We start from the raw sequence: 25,243 nt of genomic DNA, 5'->3' as shown, positions 1-25,243 counted from the left end.
GCTTGGCCCGGCCGGGTACGGCGGGTCGGTGGGGGTTCTGCGGTGCTCGTCAGTCGCGGTGCCGGCCGAGTTCGCCGGCCAGCGCGTTCCGCAGGCGGTCGTAACGCGCCCGAGCGGCGGTCATCCGTACGACGTCGTCCGGATCGGGCAGGAGCTGTTCCTTCGGCGGCGCGAGGTCGATCCCCAGCGCCAGTGCCGCCGCGCCCCGGGCGCCGACCTCGGGGTCCTCGGCGAGCCGCAGGGACCGGTCGAAGGTGGCCGCGAACACCCGGCACCACCACGGCGAGGCGTGCACCGCACCGCCACCGAGTACGACGTCGAGCTCGGTGCCGAACGACCCCTCCAGGATGTCCAGGGCACGTGCCGCCTCCAGTGCGACGCCCTCCAGCGTCCCTGCGAGCAGCTCCTCCGGTGAGGTCTCCAGGGACAGCCCGGCGACCACGCCGGATCCCGGCGGGATCGTTCCGGGTGGCCGGCTGCCCGCGTGCATCGGCAGGCAGACCAGGCCGCCGGCGCCGGGCGCGAGCGTGGGCTCGGCGTCCGCGCCGAGACGCAGCAGCCGGACCGCCCAGGCGCGCAGCACCCCGCCGCCGGAGAACGCGATCCCGCTCACCAGCCGCTCCGCGTCCACGCGGTAGCGCCACACGGTGGCCGGCGGCGGCGGGACGTCGGGCCCGTGGACCACGCGCAGCGCGGCCGAGGTGCCGACGGTGACGCCGACCGTGCCGGCATCGGTGCATCCGGTGCCCAGGTTGGATGCGGCGCCGTCGCCGAGCGCCGGTGCCCAACTCGCGGCGGCGAGGGCCGGCCAGCGGTCCCGCCAGCGGGGCGCCAGCCGGGCGGGCGTGTCGTCGACGGCGGGCAACTCCGCCGGAGTCACCTCCGCCAGGGCCAGTGCCTCGGGATCCCACGTCATCGCCGAAACGTCCAGCAGGCCGGTGCCGGAGGCCATCGACACCGAGGTCGCGTCGGTGCCGAGGAGTTCGCCGCGCAGGTAGTCGGGCAGGCCGAGGAAGCGCAACGACCGGCCCCCCAGCTGGTCACGAAGCTGGTCACGAAGCTGGTCACGGAGCCAGGGCACCTTCGTGGTCCAGTAGAGCGGATGCACCCAGGCACCGGTGCGTGCGTGGAACCCCTGGGGGTCGGCGGGCAGCCGGTCCGGCCGCGGCCGCGCGCGGGTGTCGAGCCAGCTGAGCACGGCCGACACGGGCGTGCCGTCCGGCCCCACCGCGAGCACCGAGTGCCACTGCGAGGAGGTGGCCACCACCTCGACACCCTCCAGCGCACCGGCTGCGTGCAGCTCGTCCAGGCAGCTCACCAGGTCGGCGAGGTAGCCGTCCGGGTCCAGCTCGCCGCGTCCGTCCTCGTCCTGGCGCGCGGCGACCGAACGGCGGGCCAGCAGGCCGGGCACCGGCTCGGCGCGTTCGTCGCACACGACGGCCCGTACCGACGACGACCCCAGGTCGAGCGCGAGAAGCCGCCGCGCGGTCATGTCCGGAGCTCTCCCGTCAGCGCGCTCAGGAACGAACTGGCCCACCGGTCCACGTCGTGCTCCACCAGGTGCCGGCGCATCGAGCGCATGCGGCGGGTGGCGTTGCGCGGGTCCAGGCGGAGCGCGTCGACCAGGGTGGCCTTCAGCCCGTCCACGTCGTAGGGGTTGACAAGGAAAGCTTGCCGGAACTCGTCGGCCGCGCCGGCGAATTCGCTCAACAGAAGGGCGCCGGTGTTGTCGTACCGGCAGGCGATGTACTCCTTCGCCACGAGGTTCATACCGTCGCGCAGCGGCGTCACCACCATCACGTCGGCGGCGCGGTACAGCGCGGCCAGCTCCTCCCGATCGTGCGAGGAGTGCAGGTAGGTCACCGCCGGCCGGCCGATCCGCCCGTGCGTGCCGTTGACCCGGCCGACGGCCAGTTCGACCTCGTCGCGCAGCAGTTTGTACTGCTCGACGCGTTCCCGGCTCGGCGTCGCGACCTGGATGAACGTCGCCTCGTCGGGCGTCACCACCCCTTCGGTCAGGAGCTCGGCGAACGCGTGGATGCGCTCACCGATGCCCTTCGTGTAGTCGAGCCGGTCGATGCCGAGGAGGACCTTCGCCGGAGAGCCGATCTCCTCCCGGATCTCCTCCGCGCGCCGCTGGGTCTCCGGGCGCCGGGCGATCTCCTCCAGCTGGGCCACGTCGATGGAGATCGGGAACGACCGTGCCCGCACCACCCGGCCGTCGGGCAGGAAGGTCTGGTCGCGCTGGGTCTGGTAGCCGAGCAGCCGCCGGGTGAGGCGCAGGAAGTTGGACGCGGCGCCGGGACGCTGGAAGCCGACCAGGTCCGCGCCGAGCAGGCCGCGCAGGATCTGCTGGCGCCACGGCAGCCGGGCGAACAACTCCACCGGGGGCAGCGGGATGTGCAGGAAGAAGCCGATCCGCAGGTCCGGGCGCAGGGCGCGGAGCATCTCCGGTACGAGCTGGAGCTGGTAGTCGTGCACCCACACCAGCGCGCCGTCGTCGGCCGTTTCGGCCGCCGCCTCGGCGAACCTCCGGTTGACCTTGACGTACGCCTCCCACCACTCGCGGCGGTAGACCGGCGGTGCGATCACGTCGTGGTAGAGCGGCCACAGGGTGGCGTTGGAGAAGCCCTCGTAGTACTCCTCGACCTCCTTGGCCGACAGCGGGACGGGCACGAGGTGCATGCCGGCCTCGTCGAACGGCTCGGGTGCCTCCTCGGTGGACCCGGCCCAGCCGATCCAGGCGCCCTTGTTCGCCTTCATCACCGGGTCGAGCGCGGTGACGAGCCCGCCGGGGCTGCGCCGCCACTGCGTACTGCCGTCGGGGGTGTCCACGCGGTCCACGGGCAGCCGGTTGGCGACCACAACGAACGCCGACCGGGCCGACCTGCCGGAACCGCCCTTCGAGCCCGCCGCCCTGGTGGAGGTGCGGGAGCGGCCCTTCGGCGCCGGGGCCGACTTCGCGGCACGGGCAGCGGCGTCCGTCGCCGCCTCGCTCGCGGCGTCTGCCGCCGACTCGGAGGCAACGGCCGCCTCGGCACCGCTGCCTCCGGTTACGGACGACCCGGATGCGGGGGACTCGGACGTGGACGACTCGGCGGGTGACTCAGTGGGCACGGGGACAACTCCCTCGATCGGCGGTGCGAACTTCTCTCTTCGACCCTACGGGCGCGACGGCGGGTGGCCGAGCCGTCGGTGACGACCCGCCTGTTCCCGACCTTCCGGAAGCAGCGAGCTACGCGGAGTCGCCGTTGCCGGTGGTGTTCCGGCGGTCCGGTTCGCCGCCCTGCCCGGCGATCGGCTCGTCGTTCGGATACCGAACGCCGACCTGCGCGCGGGCGGCGTCGAGCACCTCCATCACCGCGATGCTGTCCGCCCAGGGCACCAGCGGACTCTCCAGCAGCCCGGCGCGCAGGCACCGGGCCACCTCCTCGGCCTCGTAGGTGTAGCCGACGCCGAGCAGGTCGACCGTGACCTCCTCGGGCTCCTTGTCCGGGTGGTGGACGACCAGCCGGTCGGCGGCCTGGAAGTCGGCCGGGATCTCCACCCAGCCCTCCGTACCGCTGACGTACGCGGTGTTCGGGAGCGGCCCGGCCAGCGAGCCGGTCAGCGTGGCCACCGCGCCTCCGGCGTACCCGAGGAGGAGTCCGGCGGTCGCGTCGACGCCGGTGGGGGCGAGCGTTCCGGTGGCTCGCACCGTGTCGGGCGCGCCGAGCAGGTGGTGGGCGAGGCTGACCGGATAGATGCCGACGTCCAGCAGCGAGCCACCGGCAAGGTGGGGCGCGAACAGCCGGTCGTCCGGGTCGTAGTCGGCGAGGAAGCCGAGGGTGGCGTGCACCGACCGCGGCTCGCCCAGCGTGCCGGCGTCGAGGAGTTCGCGAAGGCGCAGGTGGAGCGGGTTGCACCGCATCCACATGGCCTCCATCAGGAACTGCCCGTGCTTGCGGGCCAGGTCGACCAACTGGCGGGCCTCGGCCGCGTTGACGGTCAGGGCCTTCTCGCACAGCACGGCCTTGCCGCTCTCCAGCGCGTGCCGGGTGGTGGCCAGGTGGTCCGAGTGCGGGGTGGCGACGTAGACGACGTCCACCTCCGGGTCCTCGGCCACCTCGGTGTAGGAGCCGTACGCCCGGCGGATGTCCCACTCCTGCGCGAACGCCTTGGCACGGTCGAGGTTGCGGGAACCGACCGCCACCACCTCGTGGTCGGGCAACAGGGCGAGCTCGCGGGCGAAGACGCCGGCGATGTTCCCGGTGGCGACGATGCCCCAGCGAAGTCGGGGTTGCATGGCTCCCTTTCCTCTCGGCTGCCTCCCGGTCGTCCCGGCCGGTCTTCGGCCGGCGGGGTCGAGGCGCGGCTGGACTCCGACGCTACTGGTCGGGCGTGGGAGGTAGGTGCCGACGGTTGGCGCCGGTAGCGGCGGCCGTCCGGTAACGGCCTGACGGGCAGGCGACCCCTGACGACGGCGTGGGGACTACGACACCGGCAAAACAGCTATACCGGTTGCGCGTCGACGTGCGTGACCACCATAATCCGAATGCAGGTGACGCGTACGACCCCGATTCCAGGCGTACGCCATCGCCCGAGTCACGTACCTACGTCCTCAGGAGATCTCATGACCGGAACCACCAACCCCGACTCCGGCCCCGTCGGCACGCTCGGCACGGTCGCGTTCGACTGCCCGGACCCCAGGGCGCTCGGCGAGTTCTACGCCCAGGTGCTCGGCGGGAAGCTCGACACCAGCGAGGACGACTGGGTGGAGCTGCACTTCGAGGGCGGCAACCACCTGAGCTTCCAGCAGGCCGAGGACTGGGCGCCGCCGACCTGGCCCGGCGGAGAGCGTCCGCAGCAGGCCCACATCGACGTCGAGGTCACCGACCTGGACGCGGCCGAGGAACGGGTGCTCGCCCTGGGAGCGCGCAAGGCCGAGCACCAGCCGGGCACGACGTTCAGGGTGTTCCTGGACCCGGTGGGGCACCCCTTCTGCCTGTGCGCCTGCTGAGGTCGGGCGTCGGCTGGGGGCGCGGTCAGCCGATCCGGGCCGGCCGGTACGCCGGCCGCGCCCGCCACCTCAGTGCCTGCTCGAACCCGTACGCCAGCCTGATCAACGTCGGCTCGCTCCACGCCGTACCCACGAACGCCAGCCCGACCGGCAGGCCGTCCGCCGCGCCGCACGGCACCGTGACCATGGGGTATCCGGCGATCGCCGCCGGGGTCGTGCAGGCACCGGAAAGCTGGTCGCCGTTGACCAGGTCGATCTTCCAGGCCGGGGGATAGGCCGGCGTCACCAGCGCGTCCAGCCGGCCGGCGCCGAGTGCGGCGTCGATGCCGTGCGTACGGCCGAGCCGGCGGCAGGTGCGCAGCGCGTCGACGTAAACCGGGTCGCACAGGCCACGGGTGGCCAGGGCGCGCTCGAAGCGGTCCTGGCCGAAGTACGTCAGCTCGCGGTCGGCGTGGTCGGTGTTGAACGCGACGAGTTCGGCCAGCGTGCGCGGCCCTCCCGGCCGGCGGGTGGTGAGGTAGCTCTCCAGGTCGGCCCTGAACTCCGTACTCAACACCGTGAGCTCCGCGTCGCTCTCGCGGATCTCGTCGACGCTGGGCAGGTCGGCGGGGTCGACGATCGTGGCGCCCCGGGCGGCCAGCAGTCGCACGGCCTCCTCGGCGAGCGCGTCCGCAGCCGCGCTGTAACCCCACAGGCCCGCGCGCGGGACGCCGATCCGGGCGCCGGTCAGCCCGTCGGGCCGGCAGAACCTCGTGTAGTCGGAGTACGCCACGCGTCCTGACCGCATGGTGGCAGCGTCGTCGGGATCGCTGCCCGCCAGCACCCCGAGCAGCAGCGCGGCGTCGGCGACCGTGGTGGCAATCGGCCCGGGGGTGTCCTGGCTGTGGGAGATCGGGACGACGCCCGTCCTGGAAACCAGCCCGACGGTGGGCTTGATGCCCACGACACCGCACAGGGCCGCCGGGCACACGATGGAACCATCGGTCTCGGTGCCGACCGCGAGCGGTGCGAGCCCGGCCGCGACCGCCGCAGCCGAACCCGACGACGACCCACCGGCCGAACGGTCGAGGGCGTGCGGGTTGACGCAGAGCCCGCCGACGGCGCTCCAGCCCGACGTCGAGGAGCCGGAACGGAAGTTGGCCCACTCCGACAGGTTGGCCTTGCCGACGACGACCGCTCCGGCCGCGCGCAGGGCGGCGACCAGGGGAGCGTCGGCAGGGGTCGGGACGCCCGCGAGTGCCAGCGACCCGGCGGTGGTCGGCAGCGCACCGGGGGTTCGCCCGTCGCCTGAACCTGTGGCGTCCGTGGTCTCCGCGGTGTCTGCGGTGTCTGCGGTGTCGATGTTGTCCTTGACCAGCACCGGGACGCCGTGCAGCGGACCCCGGACCCGGCCGCGAGCACGCTCGGCGTCGCGTTCGGCCGCACGGTCGACGGCGTGTGGGTCGACGGCGAGCACCGACCGCAGGGTGGGACCGGACCGGTCGATCTCCTCGATCCGGCGCACCAGCGTGGCGACGTGCTCGGCCGCGGAGGTCGCGCCGGTGGCGTACCGGTCGCGCAACTCGGCGGCGTTCAGCGCGGCGGCCTCGGCCGTCGACGGCGACGGATCGAGCGGCCGGACGGCGGGGTCGGGTGACGGAGCGGCGGAGCCGGGTGACGGAGCGGCGGAGCCGGGTGACGGAGCGGCGGCGGACACCCGGCAATGGTGCCGTGCCCGGCGCGATCTCGCTGGCCGACGAGATGGACAAGGCGCTCCGGGGACGGCCCGATGGCCGGGTTGGTAACTGTTCGGGCCGACTTGTCGGTGCTGTGCGGTACGACAGAACCCACGAAGAACACGCCATGATCGCGCGGTGGCGCTGAATGACATCGATGTGCTTCGGTCGTACGATGTCAGTCGTCGCTGATCGCCGAGGAGGGATGCCTGGGTATGGACGCTGCGATGGAGCCGGCCCCGAAGATCGCTGCCGGCGTTTCCGACGAGTCGTCGACCGGATCGCCCGCTGAGTCGACCACCGACGTCGACTCCCGCACCGCCTCCGGGTTGTGCGAGCGCGACCAGCAGATCATCTCCTTCGAGCGCCAGTGGTGGAAGTACGCCGGTGCCAAGGAGCAGGCCATCCGCGACCAGTTCGGGATGTCCGCCACCCGCTATTACCAGGTGCTCAACGCCCTGATCGACCGTCCCGAGGCTCTCGCGTTCGACCCGTTGCTCGTCAAGCGCCTCCGCCGGCTGCGTTCCAGTCGTCAGCGGGCCCGCGCCGCACGGCGTCTCGGCGTCGACGGGTGACCTCCCCGGACACCCTGCCGACGCCCGCCACGCCCGAGGGCGAGGCCGCCCTACGCGCGATCGTCGAGCATCCCGAGCGGTCGATGCTCGCCTTCGACTTCGACGGCGTGCTGTCGCCGATCGTCGACGACCCCGAACGCGCCTTCGCCCACCCCGCGGTGCTCCCCGCGCTGCGCCGCCTCGCCCCGCATCTTCGGGCGCTCGCGATCGTCACCGGGCGGCCTGCCGAGGTCGTCGTCCGGCTGGGTGGGTTCGCAGACGTCCCCGAGCTCGCCGGCCTGCTCGTCGTCGGCCACTACGGTGAGGAACGCTGGGACGCCCGCACCGGTGAGATCACCGCACCCCCGCCGGCTCCCGGTGTCGAGGAGGTCCGCCGCGCGCTGCCGGACCTGCTGCGCCAGTGGGGTGCGCCCGACGGCACCCGCGTGGAGGACAAGGGCCGGGCCGTCGCGGTCCACGTACGCCAGACCGCCGACCCGGCCGCCGCGACCGAACTCCTCACCGACCGGCTCACCGAGCTTGCCCGCGCCCACGACCTGGAAGCCCAGCCCGGCCGGATGGTGCTCGAGCTGAAGCCCGGCGGCATGGACAAGGGAGCCGCGCTCCGCAAGCTGGCCGAGGAGGTGGGTCCCCGCGCCGTCGCCTACACCGGCGACGACCTCGGCGACCTGCCGGCCTATGACACGGTCGAGGAGCTGCGTTCACGCGGCGTCGCCGGGCTGAAGGTGTGCTCGGGGTCGACGGAGGTGACCGCGCTCGCCGACCGGGCCGACCTGGTGCTCGACGGCCCGCCGGCGGTGGCGGCCTTCCTGGACACGCTCGCGGACACGCTGGGCGCCTGACGGCCCACTCAACGGCCGGTTGGTCAGGAGTACCGGGCGCTTCGGGCTCGCCTGTCGGCCTCGTCGTCTGCACTGGCGTACCGCTCGCCGTCGGAGTCGGAGTCGGCGTCGCTCGTAGCGGGTGAGGGCATCATGGGCGATGCCTCCGGGAGGGGAGCAGGCGCCGGCGCGTAGGTCGGTGCGGTCCCCGAGCGGTACCCCGTCCGGCCACCCTCGTCCCGGGCGTCGACGACGACGATGCCGGCGATCGGCAGCTGCAGCCGGTCGAGGACCTGAATCGCCCGGCGGGCCTCGGCGACGCCGGTGGAACCTGCGCGTACGACGACCACCGCGGCGTCGCACTCCGCGGCCAGGGCGGACAGTCCCGCGCCGACGAGGACCGGCGGACCGTCGAGGACGAGCACGTCGCTGTGCTCGCGAGTAGAGGTCAGGAAGTCCCGGAAGGCGACACTGCGCAGCTGCGCGCGGCTGAGCTCGGGGTCGCACTCGTCGGCCGACACGACCCGCAGCGGCCCCTGGGCGGACAACAGCTTCTCCGGCTTCGACATGAGCTGCTGGACGGTGAACTCGCCGCCGCCCGGGAAGTGTGCGCCCACGACGGGACATTGCAGGTCGGCCTCGACCAACGTCACGCGGTAGTACTGCTCGGCGAGTGCGAGCGAGATCAGGGCGCTGACGAACGCCTTGCCGTCGTCCTGGTAGGCGCTGGTGACCAGCAGCCGCCGATCCGGTATGTCGGTGAGCGGAGCCAGGGCGGCGACCGCTGACCGCACCGGCCGGGCAACCCGCCCGCGACGCCAGGCGCCGAGTGCTCCCTTGCGCCGTTGCCGGCCGGGCACACGTGGAAGGGTGCCGAGGATGCCGACCTGGAGTTCACGCTCGATCTGGTCGGTGGACCGCAGCGTGCTGTCGGTGCGGCGGCGTACGACAACGATCACCAGGCCGGCGAGGAGTCCGGCGAGCCCGCCCAGCAAGAGGTTCCGGGGCAGGTTGCTGGGCACTGCGGTGGTGGACGTCGCCGCGCGGTCCCAGGGGCTCACTGTCAAGGCCGCGTTGCTACCGAACGGCCGGGCGGCCCCGACCTGACCGCGGAGGACGGTCGCCGCCGTGTTGACGATGGCGACGGCCCGCCGGGAGGTCTTCGCGTCGGAGGTCAGGGTGACGACCTGGACGCCCGGCTGGTAGCTAGCGTGCAGGTGACCCGTCACCGCGCCGACGGGGACACCGGCCTGGGCGGCGGTGAGGTGAGCGACCCTTTCCGACTCGGCAAGCCGGGCGACCGTGGCCACCGCGCCCTGGGACAGGATGGGGTCGTACACGCCGGCTTCCGGAGTGCCTTCGGCAGGTGCGGGCCGGCCGGCGTTCGCCGACGAGTACGCCGCCACCGTCATCGACGACCGGGCCTCGAACGTCGGCGTCACCCAGGTGGTGAGGGCGAACGCGGCGGCCAGGCCGACGCCGGCGGCTAAGACGACCATGCCTGCCGGCCGCCCGGCGGCACGCACCGCGCCGCGCCGGTTGATAGAGCTGCTCACGTCGGTCGCCTTTCCAGGTTTGCGGCGGCCGGTATCCGGGCGTCAGGAACCGCCCGTCAACCCCGGCTTGCTCAGCGGGTCTCGGATATCGCGCATTCGGTAGGGAATGCTCTCCAGCGGGCAGAGCGGACAATCGCCGGATTCCGAACCAGGCGATTTCGGGTGACGTTTCGGCGGACGGCCTCCACGCACTGCCGGTCGCGCGGCTGCTCTCCGCCGGCACCCACGGCCGCTCAGCCTGCGTGGGACCCCAGGGCGTCGAGTTGCTCGGCCAGCCAACTGCGCGGTGGGTGGCTGCCCGCCGACTCCGCCAGCAGCGCCGACCGCGTGCGGCGTTCCGCACCACTCAGCGACAGTGCGGCGTGCATCGCCTCGGCGGTCTCCTCGATGTCGAACGGATTGATCAGGAACGCCGCGTCGCCGAGTTCGACCGCGGCGCCGGCTTCCCGCGACAGCACCAGTGCACAGCCGTTGTCGGAGACGATCGGGATCTCCTTGGCGACGAGGTTCATGCCGTCCCGGATCGGGTTCACGACCGCGACGTGGGCCATGCGGTACGCCGCGAGCGAGCGCGGATAGTCGTCGTCGACGGCCAGCACGAGCGGGTCCCAGTCCGCGCTGCCGAACTCGTCCACGATCTCCTTGGCGACCCGCTGCACCGAGGCGGAGTACTCGCGGTACTCCGGAATGTCGTGCCGGCTCGGATAGGCCAGCGCCGCGTGGACGACCCGCCCCTGCCATTCCGGACGGCGGCGCAGCAGTTCGCGGTACGCCAGCAACCCTCGCACGATGTTCTTGCTCAGCTCGGCCCGGTCGACCCGAACCAACAGGAGGCGGTCACCGACCTGGGCGCGCAGCCCCGCCATCCGGGCCCACACGTCGGGTGCGTTGGCCCGGGCCTGCATGGCGCCGGCGTCCACGCCGAGCGGATGCACTCCCACGACGGTGCGCCGGCCGGCGTACTCCACGGTGTTGTGAGCCCAGTCGACCCGCGCGTCGAGTACGGACTCACAGCACGCCAGGAACGCCCGCGCCCACCGCTCGGTGAGGAACCCTGCGTGGTCAGCGGCCAGCAGCCCCTCGAGGAGAGAGACAGCCACGTCGTCGGGCAACAGCCGGTAGTAGTCCGGCGGCGCCCAAGGGGTGTGGGAGAAGTGGCCGATGGCGAGGTCAGGCCGGCGGGTGCGCAGGAGTCGCGGCGCCACGGTGAGGTGGTAGTCCTGGATGAGTACCCGCCCGCCCGGCGCGGCCTCCTCGGCGAGCGCCTGCGCGAACGCGGTGTTGTAGTCAACGTAGGACGCCCACTCCCGGCGGAACCTCCGGTCGAAGAGGGGCGCGTTCGCGGTGTCGAACAGCAGGTGGTGCAGAAACCACAACGTGGAGTTGGCGATGCCGTTGTACGCGCGGGCGAAGGTGAGCGGCTCGATGTCGAGCAACCGGACCGGAATCGTCCCGGTGTCATAGCCCGCGGCGTCCAACCTGCCGGACGGTGCCGACCTGGCCGCGAGCCGGTCCGCGTCGGACAGTGCGGCCGCGACCCACAGTGCGTCCTCCTGCGGGGGGATCGCCGCGAGTGCCGACGACAGTCCGCCGGAGCCTCCGACGCAGTGGAGCCTGCCGGCGTCGTCCTGCCGGAACGAGACCGGGCCCCGGTTGGAGGCGAGCAGGACGCTCTTGCTCGGTTCGCTCGCCATGGCGACAGAGCCTAGGCCCTGTGCCGTGGTCGATCCGTCGTTCAGGCCAGTCGGGAGTGTGGGACGGTTGGTCGCGTTCTGGGAGGGGGAGTTGCGCCCGGATCGTCCCGGCGCTGGGTTACAAAGCCCTGCGCGGGCGGGTCGGCGGTGCGACGACCGGGCACATCTGCAGTGTGGCAGCGCGAAATGTGTTGAGCCGTGGGCTTTCTGTCGTACGCCAACCGCCGGTGGTATCCGGGCGGTACGCCGTCCACGCGCGGTATCTGCTGGCGTTCGCCCTGCTGCTCCCGCTCGCGGCGGTGACGGACGTCGTGGCGGCCGGCCACCCGGGCGAGCCGGTGATGCGGCAGGCGCGGACGGTCGCCTTCGGCCGGCCGGCTGAGTACGCGGGTGCCGTGTGGCGGTTGACGACGTTCGCCCCGAGCGCGCCGCGGCACCCGCTCCGGATACCGACCGGTTGGACGGCCGTGTACGTCGCCCTGACGGTCACTCCACGAGACGCCGCCGCCGGCCGCCGGATCCAGATGTGCGAATTCTCCGCCGCCGACGGACGAGGCAACACCTGGCACCCCGCAGGCGTACTCGTCAGCGACATCCGCCGGCAGGTCGAGTACTCGGCGATCGGCTGCTTCCGGCACACCGGGCGGTTCCTGCGGCGCCCGGTTCCCGCCCGGGAGACGCAGAACGTCGTGACCGCGTTCCTCGTACCGAAGGCCGCGGTGCGCGAACTGGCTCTCCGGGTGCTGGTGCCCGACGCCGCGCCGGCCTACCTGCGGCTCCTGCCCGGTACGGATGTAAAGCGCGCTTGACACCACCTGGCGATGTAAAGCACCCCAAGGCGCAGCTCGCACAGATGACTGACACCGGGGAGTTCGGCTACGGCCTGGGGTTGTTCCCGGTACGGCTGGCCTGCGTGCCCGGTGGGTCGTCTGGGGGCACGACGATGCGGTCTTCGGATACCAGAGCGGAGTCTTCAGTACGCCGGACGGATCCCGGCAGGCCGCTCTGGGTGCCAACACCTGGCTGTTCACCGAGGAAGGCGAACTCGACCCGCCGCCCGCCCAGGCGGCCGCCGCCGCGCTGAGCGACGGTTCGCCGAACCCGGCCGAGGTGGCACCGCCCCGGCGGGTCGCGGCAGGGGTCACGGCAGGGGTCACGGCAGGGGTCACGGCAGGGGTCACGCCGGCCCGATGAGTCCGGGTTGTCCTCCATTCGGACGGCTCGTCTCGCATTCTGAACGCTGCCGACGTTCGCCCGGACCTACCCGTTAGGCTCGCCCGCAGGCGGGGGCGCGACCGACGTCGCTGCCTGCCCCGGCTGGGGCCGCACGACCGCACCACCACAACTGAACAAGGAACTCATCCAGAGGGGCAGAGGGACCGGCCCGACGAAGCCCCGGCAACCGGCCGACCGCCGACGAGTGTGTCTCGCGTTCATGCAGGCCCCGCGGCGGCCACGGTGCCAACTCCGGCCCACGACTCCACGTCCGGGAAGACCTCCCGACCTGGCGTACGCGGGAAAGATGAGGAGGAGAGGCCTCGCATGACGACGACCTACGCCGACAGCACCACGCCCGGCACCCACACGATCCGCCCCGGCGCCTTCGGGAACGCCACCGAACTGCGATGTCGGGAGTGCGGTGCCAGCAGCCCGCTCGGCGCCCACTACGCGTGCTCGGAGTGCTTCGGGCCGCTCGAGGTCGGCTACGACTTCCCCCGGGTCACCCGCGAGCAGATCGCCGCAGGCCCGCACAACATCTGGCGCTATCGCGAGCTCCTGCCGGTGCCGGCAGACGTCGCGTCGTTTCCCAACACCGAGCCCGGGCTCACCCGGCTGGTCCGTGCCGACCGGCTGGCCGCCGACCTCGGCCTGGCCCGGCTGTGGGTGAAGGACGACTCCGGCAACCCGACGCACTCCTTCAAGGACCGCGTGGTCGCCGTCGCGCTGACCGCGGCCCGTGAGCTCGGCTTCCAGGTGCTGGCCTGCCCGTCGACCGGCAACCTCGCCAACGCCGTGGCCGCGGCCGCCGCCCGGGCGGGCATCCGCAGCGTGGTGATGGTTCCGCACAACCTCGAGCAGCAGAAGATCCTCACCACCGCCGTGTACGGCGGAACGCTCGTCGCCGTCGAGGGCACCTACGACGACGTCAACCGCCTGGCCAGCGAGATCGCCGGCGAGGAGGAGACCTGGGCGTTCGTCAACGTCAACGTCCGGCCCTACTACGCCGAGGGTTCCAAGACGCTGGGGTACGAGATCGCCGAACAGCTCGGCTGGCGGCTGCCCGAACAGATCGTCGTCCCGATCGCCTCCGGTGCCCAGCTGGTGAAGATCGACAAGGGTATCCGCGAGCTGGTCGAGCTGGGCCTGGTGGAGGACACCCCGTACCGCATCTTCGGCGCCCAGGCCACCGGCTGCTCCCCGGTGTCGGCGGCGTTCCGTGCGGGCCACGACGTGGTCGCGCCGGTGAAGCCGCAGACGCTGGCGAAGTCGCTGGCGATCGGCAACCCCGCGGACGGGCCCTACGTGCTGGACGTCGTGCGGCGTACCGGCGGAACGGTCGAGGACGTCTCCGACGACGAGGTGGTGGACGGCATCGCCCGGCTGGCCCGCACCGAGGGCATCTTCGGCGAGACCGCAGGCGGGGTGACCGTGGCCACGCTGGCGAAGCTGGTGCGTACCGGCAACCTCGACCCGGCCGCCGAGACCGTCATCATCAACTCCGGCGACGGGCTGAAGACCCTGGACGCCATCGCCGGCAAGGTAGGCCCGAAGGCCACCATCCGCCCGACGTACGAAGCATTCACGGAGGCTGGGCTCGCATGAGCGTCAAGGTTCGGATCCCCACCATCCTGCGTACCTACACCGGCGGCTCGTCGGAGGTGAAGGCCGACGGCGAGACGCTGGCCGAGGTGCTGGAGTCGCTGGACGCGAACTACCCCGGCATCCGGGCGCGCGTGCTCGACGACGCGGGCAAGCTCCGCAGGTTCGTCAACGTCTACGTCGGCGAGGAGGACGTGCGGTTCGCCGGCGGCCTGGACACGCCGACCCCGGAGGGTACGCAGGTCTCGGTGATTCCCGCGGTCGCCGGCGGTGCCCGCTGACTTCTCCGCCGGCAACGGAGGGCGTCACCGCCGCGGTACCCGCGGCTCCGGACGCGGTGTTCGTGCTGCACGAACGCATGGACGGCCCGCGTCAGGCGCGCCTTGACGCGGGCCGGGCCACCGGGGCCACTGGTGCCACCAGGTTCACCACCGCCGAGGTGGAGGTCGGGCTGGCGCCGGGGCCGTACGGCCTCGACGTCACGGTGGCCTGCCCGGGCGCCGGCCTGTCCTGGGTGGTGCTCCGCTGGCGTCGCCGCGTACCCACCTCGGCGCTGATCCTCGGCGACGCCTGGGAACGTTCCTACGGCGACCTGTCCTGGCGTCACCACCAGCCCGAGCGGCTGCTGCCGTGGTCGTGGCTCGCGCACGACCCGGTGTCCGCGACGACCACGGGAATGGGCGTTCGCGTACGCCCGAACGCCTTCTGCGCCTGGACTGTCGACGAGGACGGCTGCTCCCTGTGGCTCGACGTCCGCAACGGCGGCGGGCCGGTGTCGCTGGGGAAGCGGGTACTGTCCGCGGCCACGGTGGTCGAGGTGGCCGGTGACGCGAACGCCTCGCCGTACGCCGTCCAGCGCGGGTTGACAGCGGCGATGTGCACCGACCCGTTGCCGCCGGTGAAGCCCGTGGTCGGTGCCAACAACTGGTACTACGCCTACGGCCGCGACTTCGGCCCGGCGCAGATCCTGCGCGACGCCGAGACGATCGTGTCGTACGCCGACGGACATCCGGTGCGGCCGTTCTGCGTCGTGGACGCCGGATGGAGCCCGGGCGGGGTCTGCCCGGGAGGCCCGTGGACGGCGGGTGTCGCCGGTCTGTTCGACGACATGCCGGGCTTCGCCACGGACATCGCGGCGCGCGGTGCCCGGCCGGGGATCTGGATGCGCCCGGCAGCGCTGTCCACGGTGACCGACCCGGCGCGACTTCGGCCCGGCCCGCGCCCGGCGCGGGAGCAGCCGCTCGACCTCACCCTGCCCGACAACCTGCAGACCATCCGGGACGATGTCGCCCGGCTGGTGGGCTGGGGCTTCGAGCTGGTCAAGCACGACTTCTCGACGTTCGACGCATTCGGCCGCTTCGGCCCGGCGATGGGTTCGGAGCTGACCGACTCCGGGTGGCACTTCGCCGACCGCGGACGCACGAACGCCGAGATCCTCCTCCGGCTGTACGAGACGATCCGCGAGGGTGCCGGTGACGCGGTGGTGATCGGCTGCAACACCGTCGGGCACCTGGCCGCCGGGCTGGTGGAGGTGCAGCGCATCGGCGACGACACCTCCGGCCGGGACTGGGAGCGGACCCGCCGGATGGGGGTCAACGCGCTCGCGTACCGGCTCGCCCAGCACGGCTCCTTCTTCGCCGCCGACGCCGACTGCGTACCGTGCACGCCGGTGACTCCCTGGGAGAGGAACCGTCAGTTCCTCGACCTGGTGGCCCGGTCCGGGACGGCGTTGTTCGTCTCGGTGGACCCGGCTGCCCGCACGCCGAAGGTGGACGCCGACCTGCGCGCCGCCGTCCGGCTCGCGCTGGACGGCGGGGAGCCCGGCGGAGTCGAGCCGCTGGACTGGCTCTGGACGACGGCGCCGCGACGGTGGCGCTCCGGGGGCGAGGAACTCGGCTACGCCTGGGGCGAATCCTTCGGGGCGTCTCCGCTGGCCAGCTGAGGTTTTGTCCCGCATACCGGGACGCCTGTTACTCAGGGTGGTAGCCGTGGTGGCCCCTTCACTCTCCGCTTCCGAGGCCTGGTCAAGGGGGCCGAACCTGGCCCAAAGGAGATCGTTCAGACATCTCCACACCGGTGATGTTTTTGGCTATGGTCGGCCGTGGTCGCCATGATCGTGCGTAACGGCTCGACCGCCAACGGTGGGAATGCGCGCGGATCTATCGCAACACCTCCCCTCGCGGGACGGGTGCGGTGAGTACGACCCGGGCCCGCGCCGGGCGGGTCTGACACCCGAACGGGTCTGAGGAGAGGGCATGACGCAGGGAACCGTGAAGTGGTTCAACTCGGAAAAGGGCTACGGCTTCATCGCGGTGGACGACGGTAACGACGTCTTCGTCCACTGGTCGAAGATCCAGATGGACGGATACAAGTCCCTCGCCGACGGGCAGGCCGTCGAGTTCGAGGTCGTCCGTGGCCCGAAGGGGCTTGAAGCGCACGAGGTGCGCCCGGTCTGAGCCAGGCCACGGAAGGCGACGCCGGGGGCCCGGGCGGATGATCCGTCCGGGCCCCCGGCATGTCCACGTCGGACCCTCGGCAGTTCCACGTCAAGCCCTCGGCGCCTCCGCGTCAGGCCCGGGGTGTGCCCCGCGACAGTGGGCCGGCGCGTCCGTGCCGACCGGGCGGCGGCTTGTCCGTCCTCCCCGGCCCTCGGCTTGCACTCTCCCAGGTCGAGTGCTAAACACGTGTTAGCACTCGAAGGTCGCGAGTGACAATCCATCTTGGTTTGGTTCGACGAGGTTCCCGGCCTGGCCGGGAAGCGTCCGTCGCGGGCGTCGACCCGAACCCACGACCATCCACCCACCTGGGGGAGGATCCAGCTAGATGCCCAAGATCATCTCGTTCAACGAGGACGCGCGCCGCGGTCTCGAGCGGGGTATGAACACCCTCGCCGACGCCGTCAAGGTGACTCTCGGCCCGAAGGGCCGCAACGTCGTCCTGGAGAAGAAGTGGGGCGCGCCGACGATCACCAACGACGGCGTCTCCATCGCGAAGGAGATCGAGCTCGAGGACCCGTGGGAGAAGATCGGGGCCGAGCTCGTCAAGGAAGTAGCCAAGAAGACCGATGACGTGGCCGGTGACGGCACCACGACCGCGACCGTGCTCGCACAGGCGCTGGTCCGCGAGGGTCTGCGCAACGTCGCCGCCGGGGCCAACCCGATGGGCCTCAAGCGTGGCATCGAGGCCGCTGTCGACCGGGTGACCGAGCAGCTCGCCCAGGCGGCCAAGGACGTCGAGACCAAGGAGCAGATCGCCTCTGTGGCGGCCGTCTCCGCCGGTGGCGACGCGAGCGTCGGCGAGATCATCGCCGAGGCGATGGACAAGGTCGGCAAGGAAGGCGTCATCACCGTCGAGGAGAGCAACACCTTCGGGCTCGAGCTCGAGCTCACCGAGGGTATGCGCTTCGACAAGGGCTACATCTCGCCGTACTTCTGGACCGACGCCGAGCGCATGGAGGCCGTCCTCGACGACCCCTACGTTCTCGTCTACAACGGCAAGATCTCCGCGGTGAAGGACATGCTCCCGCTGCTGGAGAAGGTCATGCAGTCCGGCAAGCCGCTGGCGATCATCGCCGAGGACGTCGAGGGCGAGGCCCTGGCCACGCTCGTCGTCAACAAGGTCCGCGGCACCTTCAAGTCGGTCGCCGTGAAGGCCCCCGGCTTCGGTGACCGCCGCAAGGCCATGCTCGGCGACATCGCCATCCTCACCGGTGGCCAGGTCATCTCCGAGGAGGTCGGCCTGAAGCTGGAGAACGCCGGTCTCGACCTGCTCGGCCGCGCCCGCAAGGTCGTCGTCACCAAGGACGAGACGACGATCGTCGAGGGTGCCGGTGACCCCGAGCAGATCTCCGGCCGGGTCAACCAGATCCGCGCCGAGATCGAGCGCAGCGACTCCGACTACGACCGCGAGAAGCTGCAGGAGCGGCTGGCCAAGCTGGCCGGCGGCGTCGCGGTGATCAAGGTCGGCGCCGCCACCGAGGTGGAGCTGAAGGAGCGCAAGCACCGCATCGAGGACGCCGTTCGCGCGGCGAAGGCCTCGGTCGAGGAGGGCATCGTCGCCGGTGGCGGCGTGGCGCTCGTCCAGGCCGGCAAGAAGGCCTTCGACAAGCTCGACCTCGAGGGTGACGAGGCCACCGGCGCCAACATCGTCAAGGTGGCGCTCGAGGCTCCGCTGAAGCAGATCGCGGTCAACGCCGGTCTCGAGGGCGGCGTCGTCGCTGAGAAGGTCCGCGGGCTTCCCGACGGCCACGGCCTCAACGCCGCGACCGGCGAGTACGTCGACCTGCTCGCGGCCGGCGTTCCCGACCCGGCCAAGGTCGTGCGTTCGGCACTGCAGAACGCCTCGTCCATCGCCGGCCTGTTCCTCACCACCGAGGCGGTCGTCGCGGACAAGCCGGAGAAGGAGAAGGCCCCGGCGGGCGGCGGTATGCCCGACGGCGGCGGCATGGACTTCTGAGTTCGCTCGAAGTCAGCTAGCTCCCGCATCACGCGGCGCGGGCGGTCACGGAATCCTCGGTGGCCGCCCGCAGTCGGCGCAGGGGCGGTCACGGAATCCTCGGTGGCCGCGCGCAGTCGGCGCAGGGGCGGTCACGGAATCCTCGGTGGCCGCGCGCAGTCGGCGCAGGGGCGGTCACGGAATCCTCGGTGGCCGCCCGCAGTCGGCGCAGGGGCGGTCACGGAATCCTCGGTGGCCGCCCCTTCTGCGTGTCCGCACCACCGCCACGGCAAGATCGGGGCATGGCCACCACGACTCCCACCGACCACCTTGATCGAGCGCGTGCTCTGCTCGCGGCCAATCCGCTGGTCGACGGGCACAACGACCTGCCGATCGCGATGCGGCATGCCAGTGCCTACGACTTCGACAAGGTGGACATCGCCCTCGACCAGCCTCGCCTGCAGACCGACATTCCGCGGCTGCGGCGGGGACATGTCGGCGCGCAGTTCTGGTCGGTCTACGTGCCGAGCCGGCTGCAGGGCGACCACGCAGTTTCGGCGACGCTGGAGCAGATCGACGCCGTGCACGCGATGGTCGCCAGGTACGCCGACACGTTCGGGCTCGCGACCACTGCCGACGAGGTGGAACAGGTCTTCGCGTCCGGCCGGATCGCGTCCCTGATGGGCATGGAGGGCGGTCACTCCATCGACTGCTCGCTGGCGACGCTCCGCGCGATGCACGCGCTCGGCGTGCGGTACATGACGCTCACCCACAACGACAACGTGCCATGGGCCGATGCAGCGACCGACGAGCCGGCTGTCGGCGGACTGTCGCGGTTCGGGGTCGAGGTCGTCGCGGAGATGAACCGGCTGGGCATGCTCGTCGACCTCTCCCACGTCTCCGCCGACACGATGCGTGCCGCACTGGCGGCCAGCGAGGCGCCGGTGATCTTCTCCCACTCCTCGGCCCGGGCAGTGTGCGACGTGGCGCGGAACGTACCCGACGACGTGCTCGCCACGCTTCCGGCCAACGGTGGCGTGTGCATGGTGACGTTCGTTCCGGAGTTCGTCTCCCCGGTGTGTGCGCAGTGGCGGGTGGAGGCATCGGAGGCGGCGCGGGCTCAGGGCATCAACCCGACCGACCTCAGCGCGTTCTTCGAGTTCACCCGGGAGTGGCGCAAGGAGCACCCCAAGCCGGACGCCGCTCTCTCCGACGTGGTGGCGCATGTGGAGCACGTACGCGAGGTGGCCGGCATCGACCACATCGGGCTCGGCGGGGACTACGACGGCACCGACACGTTCCCTGTCGGGCTCGGCGACGTGTCGGGGTACCCGCGGCTGTTCGCGGCATTGCTGGAACGTGGCTGGTCCGAACAGGACCTCGTCAAGCTGGCCGGCGCCAACGCGATCCGCGCGCTCCGGGACGCCGAGGCGGTCTCCCGTGACCTGCGTACGCGCCGCGGCCCGTCCATCGCGACCATAGAGTCCCTCGACGCCCCCGCTGACCGCGAAGGCTCTCTTCGCGTCGTCTAGAAGGGACGCTCGACGTACCTGTCCGCGTCCTCCCACGGCATCCACTTGTTCGTGTCCGGATCGAGGATCAGCCGTACGCCGGCCGGAAGCTCCGCCGCCCACCTCATCGCGTCCTCCTTGCCCTCGCCCATCCAACTCTTCGAGCCGCCGCTGGTGCCCGCGTTCCACTGGGCGTGCCATGTCCTTGGGTCGGCGCTGTCGCGGTGGATGAGGGTCACCGCGCGTCCCTCCCGGTCCGCGAGCGCGCGCATCCAGGTGTTGAAGCTGTGGTTGAGCTGCGCCGTGCTCCACCACATGTGGTGCAGCGTGTCCCGCATGTCCAGCAGCGTGTGGGCAATCGCCTCGTCCGTGCGCCCGGCCGCGAGTGCCTCACGGGCCTTGCCTTCGTCGTCGTCCATCGCGTTCTCCCCGTGGTGATCGCAGCCGTTGCCCGAGGGCTCTGATGCGGGATCGGCGGCCGCCGACGAGTCCTCCGAGTCCTGTGCTTCGCTCAGGCCGTCCACGGTCGCCGGCGCCATTCGAGCCCGCACCCAGGCCAGGACGTACTCCTTGTCATGGGACTCCACGATGCCGCTCATCTCCCCGCACACCCACCAGGCGGCCCACCGCTCGCTGCTGTGATGGCCGTCGTCAACGGTGTCCGGGGACAGGGGAGAGGAGGGATGCGGAGAACCTTTATCTCGCACGTGTCAGCCGTCACCGGCTCCCAAGGCGACCACTCGCCCGTCGCCGGGTCCTGCATCAGCCACTCGAGGGCCGGTTGCTGCGCGGCCCAACGGAGCACGCTTGACTTCTCTGGACCCTGTGTATGGCCACCGTTGCCGTCGCGGTCCTCGTACCTGGCTTCCCACCACCGCGGGCGCGGTTCTCCTCGAGGGTTGGTGTCGACCAGGCGGATCCGAACGACTCCGCCGACTTGCCTCTCGCTCATGGCTCTCCTGACATTCACCCGTGGGCAGACGCCGCCGGGAGGTATTCATCTCGGCCGTTCAGGTCCCGGGCTGGGGCCACTGTGACCACTCGCCCGTATCCGGGTCTTGAACCAGACACGTGCGAGCACCCCGCTCCGCCGCCCATCGGAGTACGTGATCCTTCTCCGCGTTCTGGGTGATTCCGCCGTTGCCCTCGGGGTCGTCGTACCGTGCCTCCCACCAACCCGGCCTCGGTTCGTCTCGGTGGTTGGTGGAGATCGGATAGACCCGGACAACGCCGCCCGATCGAAGCTCGCACATGGGCCGAGTCTGCCTCCTCACCGGACCGGTGAGGAGGCAGACCTGAAGCGGCGCCCTGCTTACATGCAGTAGCCCCTAAAGGTGGAGCTGACCTTCTTGTCCTCGTCCCAGGTCCCGTGGAAGCCGCGCTGGTAGACGCGTGTGCGCCACAGAGTCGACGGGGAATTCTGTGCGCATGCCTTGATCGACGCCATCGGCGACTCACCGGCGAAAGGCACCGTGCTGGAGTTCTGCGCCACTGGGTACCACTGGCCGGTGCGCGGGTTGTAGTACTCCAACCGGACGTACCGATAGACCTGGTCCGGCTGCGCGCTGCAGTAGAAGTCGCCCCAGCCGTAGAGCTTGCCATCCCGGCCGAACCGGGGCGGGTGGGCGTCGACGTAGCAGGTGACGATGTGCTGCGGCGCGACGGCCGGCATCGAGGCGTCGGCCGTCGGCTTCTGCGCCACGGTGTCGGACATGACGAGTTGGTGCTTCGGTTGGCTGGCCGTGGCGGCTGGGACGGAAAGACCGAGCGCCGCGAAGGTGATCGCTAGGGTGGCTGGTAGCCATCTCCTCATGCTGGTTTCCCCTTGCTGGATACGGGTGTGAGTGGTGGTCAGGAGGGGTCCCCGGCGGCATCCGGGGGCCCCTCCGCTCATCGGCTCGCCTGGCCTGGAGTCAGGCGTCGTGCCCGATGCCGGACAGCTGTCCGGTCACCTGGTCACGCTTGATGCCGGTCGAGCCGAACAGCGATTCGTCGACGCTGCTCGATCCGTTGCCAGGGTTGGTGTTCGCCTGCATGGCGCTTCCTCTCTCTCAGGTGTGGTTTCTCATCAACTGGTCGCCGCCGACGCACCTCGTTGAGAGGTGCGGCGCCTCCACGGCGACCGCTTCGTCGGCCCCGCCCCGGATGGACGCGGGGCCTGTAACCCGGGCGTCGGCCGAGCGAATGCCCGACCGGCGCGCGGGAATCGGGGGGTCAGAGGGCGATGCGATGCTCGGTGACCCACGCGGTCGCGAACCGCACGACGGCGGGGTAGTCACCGGCGTCTGCATCCCAGGCGCAGCCGGGAACCCACGTCCACCGGCCGTTGCGGAGCCACAGGCACATGTGCAGCCGCTCGTCGGCGGGCTCGATCACGCGTACGCCCCAACAGGACCGGCCGTCGTCCCAGACGACGTCCGCGTCGATGCCGCTGCGGGCGAACAGGTCAGCGAGTTCGCGCGCCCGCTCCCTTGCTGTGATGGCCACGGGCCATGCCTTCCCGGCGACGAGCGTTTCGCTTCGTCCGTTCCGCGTTTCGAACATGCGGCGACTCCCCGTGTCTGCGCTCGCACCATGGCGCCTGCCCGTCGCCCGCGGCCGTCGTACGAAACACGGACCGGCGGGTACATCTCGGCGTCATGATGACGATTTGCCGAATGATGCACACCTTGGCAGGCTTCGGCCAGGTCTGCAAGTACGCTTCGCACGTCGTTCGGCACTGTCCGTCACGCCTGACAGGAGCTAGGGTCATGCCCCAGGGGCGAATCATTCGGGTGCAAGGGGTGCCAGTGATCAGCAGTCCGTACGTCTGTCGGCTGCGTCTTTCCGAGGAGCTGATCGCTCATCGGCAACGGGCGAAGATGACCCACGCGCAACTCGCGAAGGCGACCGGGCTGTCCCAGGCGAAGTTGTCCAAGCTGGAGAACGGCCACCTGCGCCCGCAGATCGACGAGATTCTCGACATCGCCGAAGCCCTGAACATCCAGGGGGACGCCTGGACACTGTTCGTGGACACCGCGCGCGGCGCCGCCGAGCGCGGCTGGTGGGAGGCGCACACCAGCCGGATGGGCCACCGGCAGGCGCGCTACGCCGACCTCGAACAGGGTGCGTCGCAGATCCGCGACTACGCCATGGCGCTGGTCCCCGGTCTGCTCCAGACCGAGGCGTACGCCCGCAGCATCGCCGAACTCGACGACCTGACGTTCGTCGAGCCGACCATCACCAAACAGGGAGTCGTACGCGGCCGCGCGGACCGGCAGCGGATGCTGCGGCGCCGTCGGCCGGCCTACCAGGTGATCCTCGACGAGCTCGTCATCCGCCGGCCGGCGGTCCCGCGGGACGTGCTCGCCGAACAGTTCCGCCACCTTGCCGAGCAGCCCATGCATGCCGACATCCGGGTGCTCCCCGTGGACGCGCAGATCAAGGGCCCTGCCGTACCGAAGAGCGCGTTCGGGCTCTACACGTACCCCGAACCGTTCTCCAGGACTCTGGCGACCGTCGACAACCTCGCGTTCGACACCGTGCTCACCGGTGAGGACGAGGTACGCCTTCACACGGCGCTGTGGGAACGGCTTCTGGAGGCGTCGCTCCCCGCGGCGGACAGCGTGGCACTGCTCAGGAAGGCCGCCGACGAGCTGACCCCGCGCCAACCTCGCAAGGCCTCTCCGGACGTCGCTCGGGCCGCCGCGCCGGCGGAATCGGTGCCCTCCGCCCACTAGTACCTACGAACGCCGGAAGCCCTCCGTGCTCGACGTGGAGGGCTCCCGGCGTGCTGATCGGAGCTCGGGGAAGGTCAGGCGCCGTTACTTCCCGGCGTAGTACGCCTCGACCGCCTCGATGTCCACCGTCTCGTCCGGCTTGCGGCCGAGCTTCTCGTACACTCGCCGGCGCGCGTGCATGTCGGCGATCAGGACCGCGCGGGCGTGCACCGCCACCTCGCCCGCGATCTCGGCGGGTACGACGATCACGCCGTCGTCGTCGGTGCCCACGATGTCGCCGGGACGCACCTGCACCCCGCCGCAGCCGATGGTGACCTGGGCCTCGATGGCCTCGATCCGGCCCGGGATGATCGTCCGGCCGCGGGCCGCGGCGCACACCGGCGTCCGCTGCAGTTCGATCTCGGCGGTGTCCCGGCAGTACCCGTCGGTGACGATGCCGACGGCGCCGTTGGCGTGGGCGGCCATGGCGTTCATCGAACCCCAGAAGCCCACCTCCCGTGCGCCGCCGCCGTCGGTGACGATCACGTGGCCCGGCGGGAGGTCGCCGAGACCGGCGGGACGGCCGACCTCCTCGAACCAGATGCCGTGCGCGGCCACGATGTCCTCGGTGGAGTCGAGCTTCCACATCGGACGGTTGGCGGGTACGCAGCGCAGCGTCGCCGCCTCGCCCCAGAACTTCATCCCGCGCCACAGCGGGCGCACGTCGCGAGAAACCAGGCCGATGTCGAAGTAGCCGATGCCGTCCATGGCGTCGGCGACGTCGGTGACCCGGAGGTACTTGTAGAGGCTGGCGACTTCGGAGGGGCTGGTCGCCGCGGACGCGGCGGTCTTGCCCGTGGTCATGGCGTTCCTTTCCGGTACGTGGACGCGGAAGCTCACACGTGGGGACGGAGATCGCCGATGGGCCCTCGACTCGGTCCGATTATTGTCTACAACCGTCTGTAGCCAAGGCGTACGTCCGGGATGGGTCAGCCGGGTGAGCGGGTCGCTGCGTTCCGTTCGCGGGCTCGGCCGGCGGGCTCGGGATGGTTGGCTCGGTCAGAGCTCCCCGAGCGGGGCGACGTCGATGCCGCCGCGGTCGCAGACCCAGTGCGGGTCGGGTCCGAGTTCGGGTTCGATCCGCAGCTCGTGCGGCTCCACGTCGTCACAGGCCTTGCACCGGGGCCAGCGGCCCACCGAGTCCATCAGCGCGTCCTGGACGTCCTGGGCGACCTGGCCGGCGACGTACTCCGCACCCTCGGGCCACTGCGCGACCCACCACCGGCGTTGGGCCACCGCGTCCTCCAGGATCGACACGCCTCGCGGGTCGGCGTGACCGGAGGCCTGCAGGTCGTGGAAAACCAGGGCCCGGGCGTTGATGAGCGGGTCGTCGTCCGTCACGGACACGATCCTGGCAGGC

Annotated in this window: 23 protein-coding genes and 1 riboswitch; of the genes, 11 read left to right on the top strand and 12 right to left on the bottom strand. The window is 71.3% G+C overall.

The genetic code is table 11. The features are described from left to right. Window positions 1-49: 49 nt before the first annotated feature. The 3 genes from BLU27_RS01835 to BLU27_RS01825 form a co-directional block, all read right to left on the bottom strand. A complete protein-coding gene (locus BLU27_RS01835; protein WP_092649957.1) occupies window positions 50-1,492 on the bottom strand; it encodes an FGGY family carbohydrate kinase in 1,443 nt (480 codons plus the stop codon). Beyond that, a complete protein-coding gene (locus BLU27_RS01830; protein ID WP_241827976.1) occupies window positions 1,489-2,865 on the bottom strand; it encodes an alpha,alpha-trehalose-phosphate synthase (UDP-forming) in 1,377 nt (458 codons plus the stop codon). The genes BLU27_RS01835 and BLU27_RS01830 overlap by 4 nt, the downstream gene beginning before the upstream one ends. A gap of 370 nt (window positions 2,866-3,235) precedes the next feature. Further along, window positions 3,236-4,285, bottom strand: coding sequence for a Gfo/Idh/MocA family protein (locus BLU27_RS01825; RefSeq protein ID WP_092649953.1), 1,050 nt, complete (start codon window positions 4,283-4,285; stop codon window positions 3,236-3,238). A gap of 327 nt (window positions 4,286-4,612) precedes the next feature. Between BLU27_RS01825 and BLU27_RS01820 the strand changes: the two genes are divergently transcribed. Continuing rightward, on the top strand, window positions 4,613-4,999 hold the full coding sequence (locus tag BLU27_RS01820) for a VOC family protein (RefSeq protein ID WP_092649951.1): 387 nt from the start codon (window positions 4,613-4,615) through the stop codon (window positions 4,997-4,999). 25 nt (window positions 5,000-5,024) lie between these two features. Here BLU27_RS01820 and BLU27_RS01815 read toward each other — a convergent pair whose 3' ends face one another. Next, complete coding sequence (locus BLU27_RS01815) at window positions 5,025-6,695, bottom strand: amidase (RefSeq protein ID WP_241827731.1); 1,671 nt, start codon at window positions 6,693-6,695, stop codon at window positions 5,025-5,027. A 234-nt stretch (window positions 6,696-6,929) separates the two neighbouring features. On the opposite strand from BLU27_RS01815, the gene BLU27_RS01810 reads away from it, so the two are divergent. After that, window positions 6,930-7,289 (top strand): DUF3263 domain-containing protein, encoded by a 360-nt coding sequence (locus BLU27_RS01810; protein WP_338417589.1) that lies wholly within the window; start codon window positions 6,930-6,932, stop codon window positions 7,287-7,289. Then, window positions 7,286-8,131, top strand: a complete 846-nt coding sequence (gene otsB / locus BLU27_RS01805) for a trehalose-phosphatase (RefSeq protein WP_241827730.1) — start codon at window positions 7,286-7,288, stop codon at window positions 8,129-8,131. Before BLU27_RS01810 ends, otsB begins: the two co-directional genes overlap by 4 nt. Window positions 8,132-8,154: 23 nt before the next feature. Here otsB and BLU27_RS01800 read toward each other — a convergent pair whose 3' ends face one another. Both BLU27_RS01800 and BLU27_RS01795 read right to left on the bottom strand, forming a co-directional pair. Beyond that, window positions 8,155-9,666, bottom strand: a complete 1,512-nt coding sequence (locus BLU27_RS01800; protein ID WP_157728150.1) for a P-loop NTPase — start codon at window positions 9,664-9,666, stop codon at window positions 8,155-8,157. Between the two features lie 233 nt (window positions 9,667-9,899). After that, window positions 9,900-11,360: an alpha,alpha-trehalose-phosphate synthase (UDP-forming) gene (locus BLU27_RS01795; RefSeq protein ID WP_092649945.1), complete on the bottom strand. Its 1,461-nt coding sequence runs from the start codon at window positions 11,358-11,360 to the stop codon at window positions 9,900-9,902. 227 nt (window positions 11,361-11,587) lie between these two features. Here BLU27_RS01795 and BLU27_RS01790 point away from each other — a divergent pair, with 227 nt between their 5' ends. From BLU27_RS01790 to BLU27_RS01760, 7 genes are all read left to right on the top strand, one after another. Beyond that, on the top strand, window positions 11,588-12,169 hold the full coding sequence (locus BLU27_RS01790) for a hypothetical protein (RefSeq protein ID WP_092649943.1): 582 nt from the start codon (window positions 11,588-11,590) through the stop codon (window positions 12,167-12,169). Window positions 12,170-12,715: 546 nt separating this feature from the next. Further along, window positions 12,716-12,889: riboswitch (SAM riboswitch) on the top strand. A 13-nt stretch (window positions 12,890-12,902) separates the two neighbouring features. After that, window positions 12,903-14,183: a threonine synthase gene (gene thrC / locus BLU27_RS01785; protein ID WP_092649941.1), complete on the top strand. Its 1,281-nt coding sequence runs from the start codon at window positions 12,903-12,905 to the stop codon at window positions 14,181-14,183. Next, window positions 14,180-14,461, top strand: coding sequence for a MoaD/ThiS family protein (locus BLU27_RS01780; protein ID WP_092649939.1), 282 nt, complete (start codon window positions 14,180-14,182; stop codon window positions 14,459-14,461). Before thrC ends, BLU27_RS01780 begins: the two co-directional genes overlap by 4 nt. Before the next feature lie 62 nt (window positions 14,462-14,523). Beyond that, entirely contained in the window at window positions 14,524-16,122 is a 1,599-nt protein-coding gene (locus tag BLU27_RS01775) for an alpha-amylase family protein (protein WP_241827729.1), read from the top strand. A gap of 313 nt (window positions 16,123-16,435) precedes the next feature. Then, window positions 16,436-16,636, top strand: coding sequence for a cold-shock protein (locus BLU27_RS01770; protein ID WP_092649937.1), 201 nt, complete (start codon window positions 16,436-16,438; stop codon window positions 16,634-16,636). Between the two features lie 367 nt (window positions 16,637-17,003). Beyond that, window positions 17,004-18,635 (top strand): chaperonin GroEL, encoded by a 1,632-nt coding sequence (gene groL / locus BLU27_RS01765; protein WP_092649935.1) that lies wholly within the window; start codon window positions 17,004-17,006, stop codon window positions 18,633-18,635. A gap of 281 nt (window positions 18,636-18,916) precedes the next feature. Then, complete coding sequence (locus BLU27_RS01760) at window positions 18,917-20,146, top strand: dipeptidase (RefSeq protein WP_092649933.1); 1,230 nt, start codon at window positions 18,917-18,919, stop codon at window positions 20,144-20,146. Here the strand turns inward: BLU27_RS01760 and BLU27_RS01755 are convergent. From BLU27_RS01755 to BLU27_RS01745, 4 genes are all read right to left on the bottom strand, one after another. Continuing rightward, complete coding sequence (locus BLU27_RS01755) at window positions 20,143-20,724, bottom strand: hypothetical protein (protein WP_092649931.1); 582 nt, start codon at window positions 20,722-20,724, stop codon at window positions 20,143-20,145. The two genes, BLU27_RS01760 and BLU27_RS01755, sit on opposite strands and share 4 nt — an antisense overlap. A 713-nt stretch (window positions 20,725-21,437) precedes the next feature. Beyond that, window positions 21,438-21,839, bottom strand: a complete 402-nt coding sequence (locus BLU27_RS01750; protein ID WP_092649929.1) for a hypothetical protein — start codon at window positions 21,837-21,839, stop codon at window positions 21,438-21,440. 199 nt (window positions 21,840-22,038) lie between these two features. Continuing rightward, window positions 22,039-22,161 carry a hypothetical protein gene (locus BLU27_RS30760; protein WP_277869271.1) on the bottom strand — a complete coding sequence of 41 codons (123 nt, stop codon included), beginning with the start codon at window positions 22,159-22,161 and terminating at the stop codon, window positions 22,039-22,041. A 178-nt stretch (window positions 22,162-22,339) separates the two neighbouring features. Beyond that, the gene (locus BLU27_RS01745; RefSeq protein WP_092649927.1) at window positions 22,340-22,612 is read right to left on the bottom strand and encodes a hypothetical protein; all 273 of its coding nucleotides are present in this window, start codon (window positions 22,610-22,612) and stop codon (window positions 22,340-22,342) included. A 302-nt stretch (window positions 22,613-22,914) separates the two neighbouring features. Here BLU27_RS01745 and BLU27_RS01740 point away from each other — a divergent pair, with 302 nt between their 5' ends. After that, the gene (locus tag BLU27_RS01740) at window positions 22,915-23,844 is read left to right on the top strand and encodes a helix-turn-helix domain-containing protein (protein ID WP_157728149.1); all 930 of its coding nucleotides are present in this window, start codon (window positions 22,915-22,917) and stop codon (window positions 23,842-23,844) included. 84 nt (window positions 23,845-23,928) lie between these two features. Here BLU27_RS01740 and BLU27_RS01735 read toward each other — a convergent pair whose 3' ends face one another. After that, window positions 23,929-24,687, bottom strand: a complete 759-nt coding sequence (locus BLU27_RS01735) for an RraA family protein (protein ID WP_092649923.1) — start codon at window positions 24,685-24,687, stop codon at window positions 23,929-23,931. 195 nt (window positions 24,688-24,882) lie between these two features. After that, window positions 24,883-25,224, bottom strand: coding sequence for a hypothetical protein (locus BLU27_RS01730; RefSeq protein WP_092657020.1), 342 nt, complete (start codon window positions 25,222-25,224; stop codon window positions 24,883-24,885). Window positions 25,225-25,243: the final 19 nt, after the last annotated feature.

Origin of the sequence: Actinopolymorpha singaporensis (genome assembly GCF_900104745.1) — a bacterium.
Taxonomy (GTDB): Bacteria; Actinomycetota; Actinomycetes; order Propionibacteriales; family Actinopolymorphaceae; genus Actinopolymorpha; species Actinopolymorpha singaporensis.
This window is presented reverse-complemented; position numbering and strand designations above follow the sequence as displayed.

Bases quoted from the DNA above. Each gene is read 5' to 3' on its own strand.
- BLU27_RS01835 (WP_092649957.1), bottom strand. From the start codon at position 1,492: ATGACCGCGCGGCGGCTTCTCGCGCTCGACCTGGGGTCGTCGTCGGTA.
- BLU27_RS01825 (WP_092649953.1), bottom strand. From the start codon at position 4,285: ATGCAACCCCGACTTCGCTGGGGCATCGTCGCCACCGGGAACATCGCC.
- BLU27_RS01820 (WP_092649951.1), top strand. From the start codon at position 4,613: ATGACCGGAACCACCAACCCCGACTCCGGCCCCGTCGGCACGCTCGGC.
- BLU27_RS01810 (WP_338417589.1), top strand. From the start codon at position 6,930: ATGGACGCTGCGATGGAGCCGGCCCCGAAGATCGCTGCCGGCGTTTCC.
- BLU27_RS01795 (WP_092649945.1), bottom strand. From the start codon at position 11,360: ATGGCGAGCGAACCGAGCAAGAGCGTCCTGCTCGCCTCCAACCGGGGC.
- thrC (WP_092649941.1), top strand. From the start codon at position 12,903: ATGACGACGACCTACGCCGACAGCACCACGCCCGGCACCCACACGATC.
- BLU27_RS01780 (WP_092649939.1), top strand. From the start codon at position 14,180: ATGAGCGTCAAGGTTCGGATCCCCACCATCCTGCGTACCTACACCGGC.
- BLU27_RS01770 (WP_092649937.1), top strand. From the start codon at position 16,436: ATGACGCAGGGAACCGTGAAGTGGTTCAACTCGGAAAAGGGCTACGGC.
- groL (WP_092649935.1), top strand. From the start codon at position 17,004: ATGCCCAAGATCATCTCGTTCAACGAGGACGCGCGCCGCGGTCTCGAG.
- BLU27_RS01760 (WP_092649933.1), top strand. From the start codon at position 18,917: ATGGCCACCACGACTCCCACCGACCACCTTGATCGAGCGCGTGCTCTG.
- BLU27_RS01755 (WP_092649931.1), bottom strand. From the start codon at position 20,724: ATGAGCGGCATCGTGGAGTCCCATGACAAGGAGTACGTCCTGGCCTGG.
- BLU27_RS01750 (WP_092649929.1), bottom strand. From the start codon at position 21,839: ATGTCCGACACCGTGGCGCAGAAGCCGACGGCCGACGCCTCGATGCCG.
- BLU27_RS30760 (WP_277869271.1), bottom strand. From the start codon at position 22,161: ATGCAGGCGAACACCAACCCTGGCAACGGATCGAGCAGCGTCGACGAA.
- BLU27_RS01735 (WP_092649923.1), bottom strand. From the start codon at position 24,687: ATGACCACGGGCAAGACCGCCGCGTCCGCGGCGACCAGCCCCTCCGAA.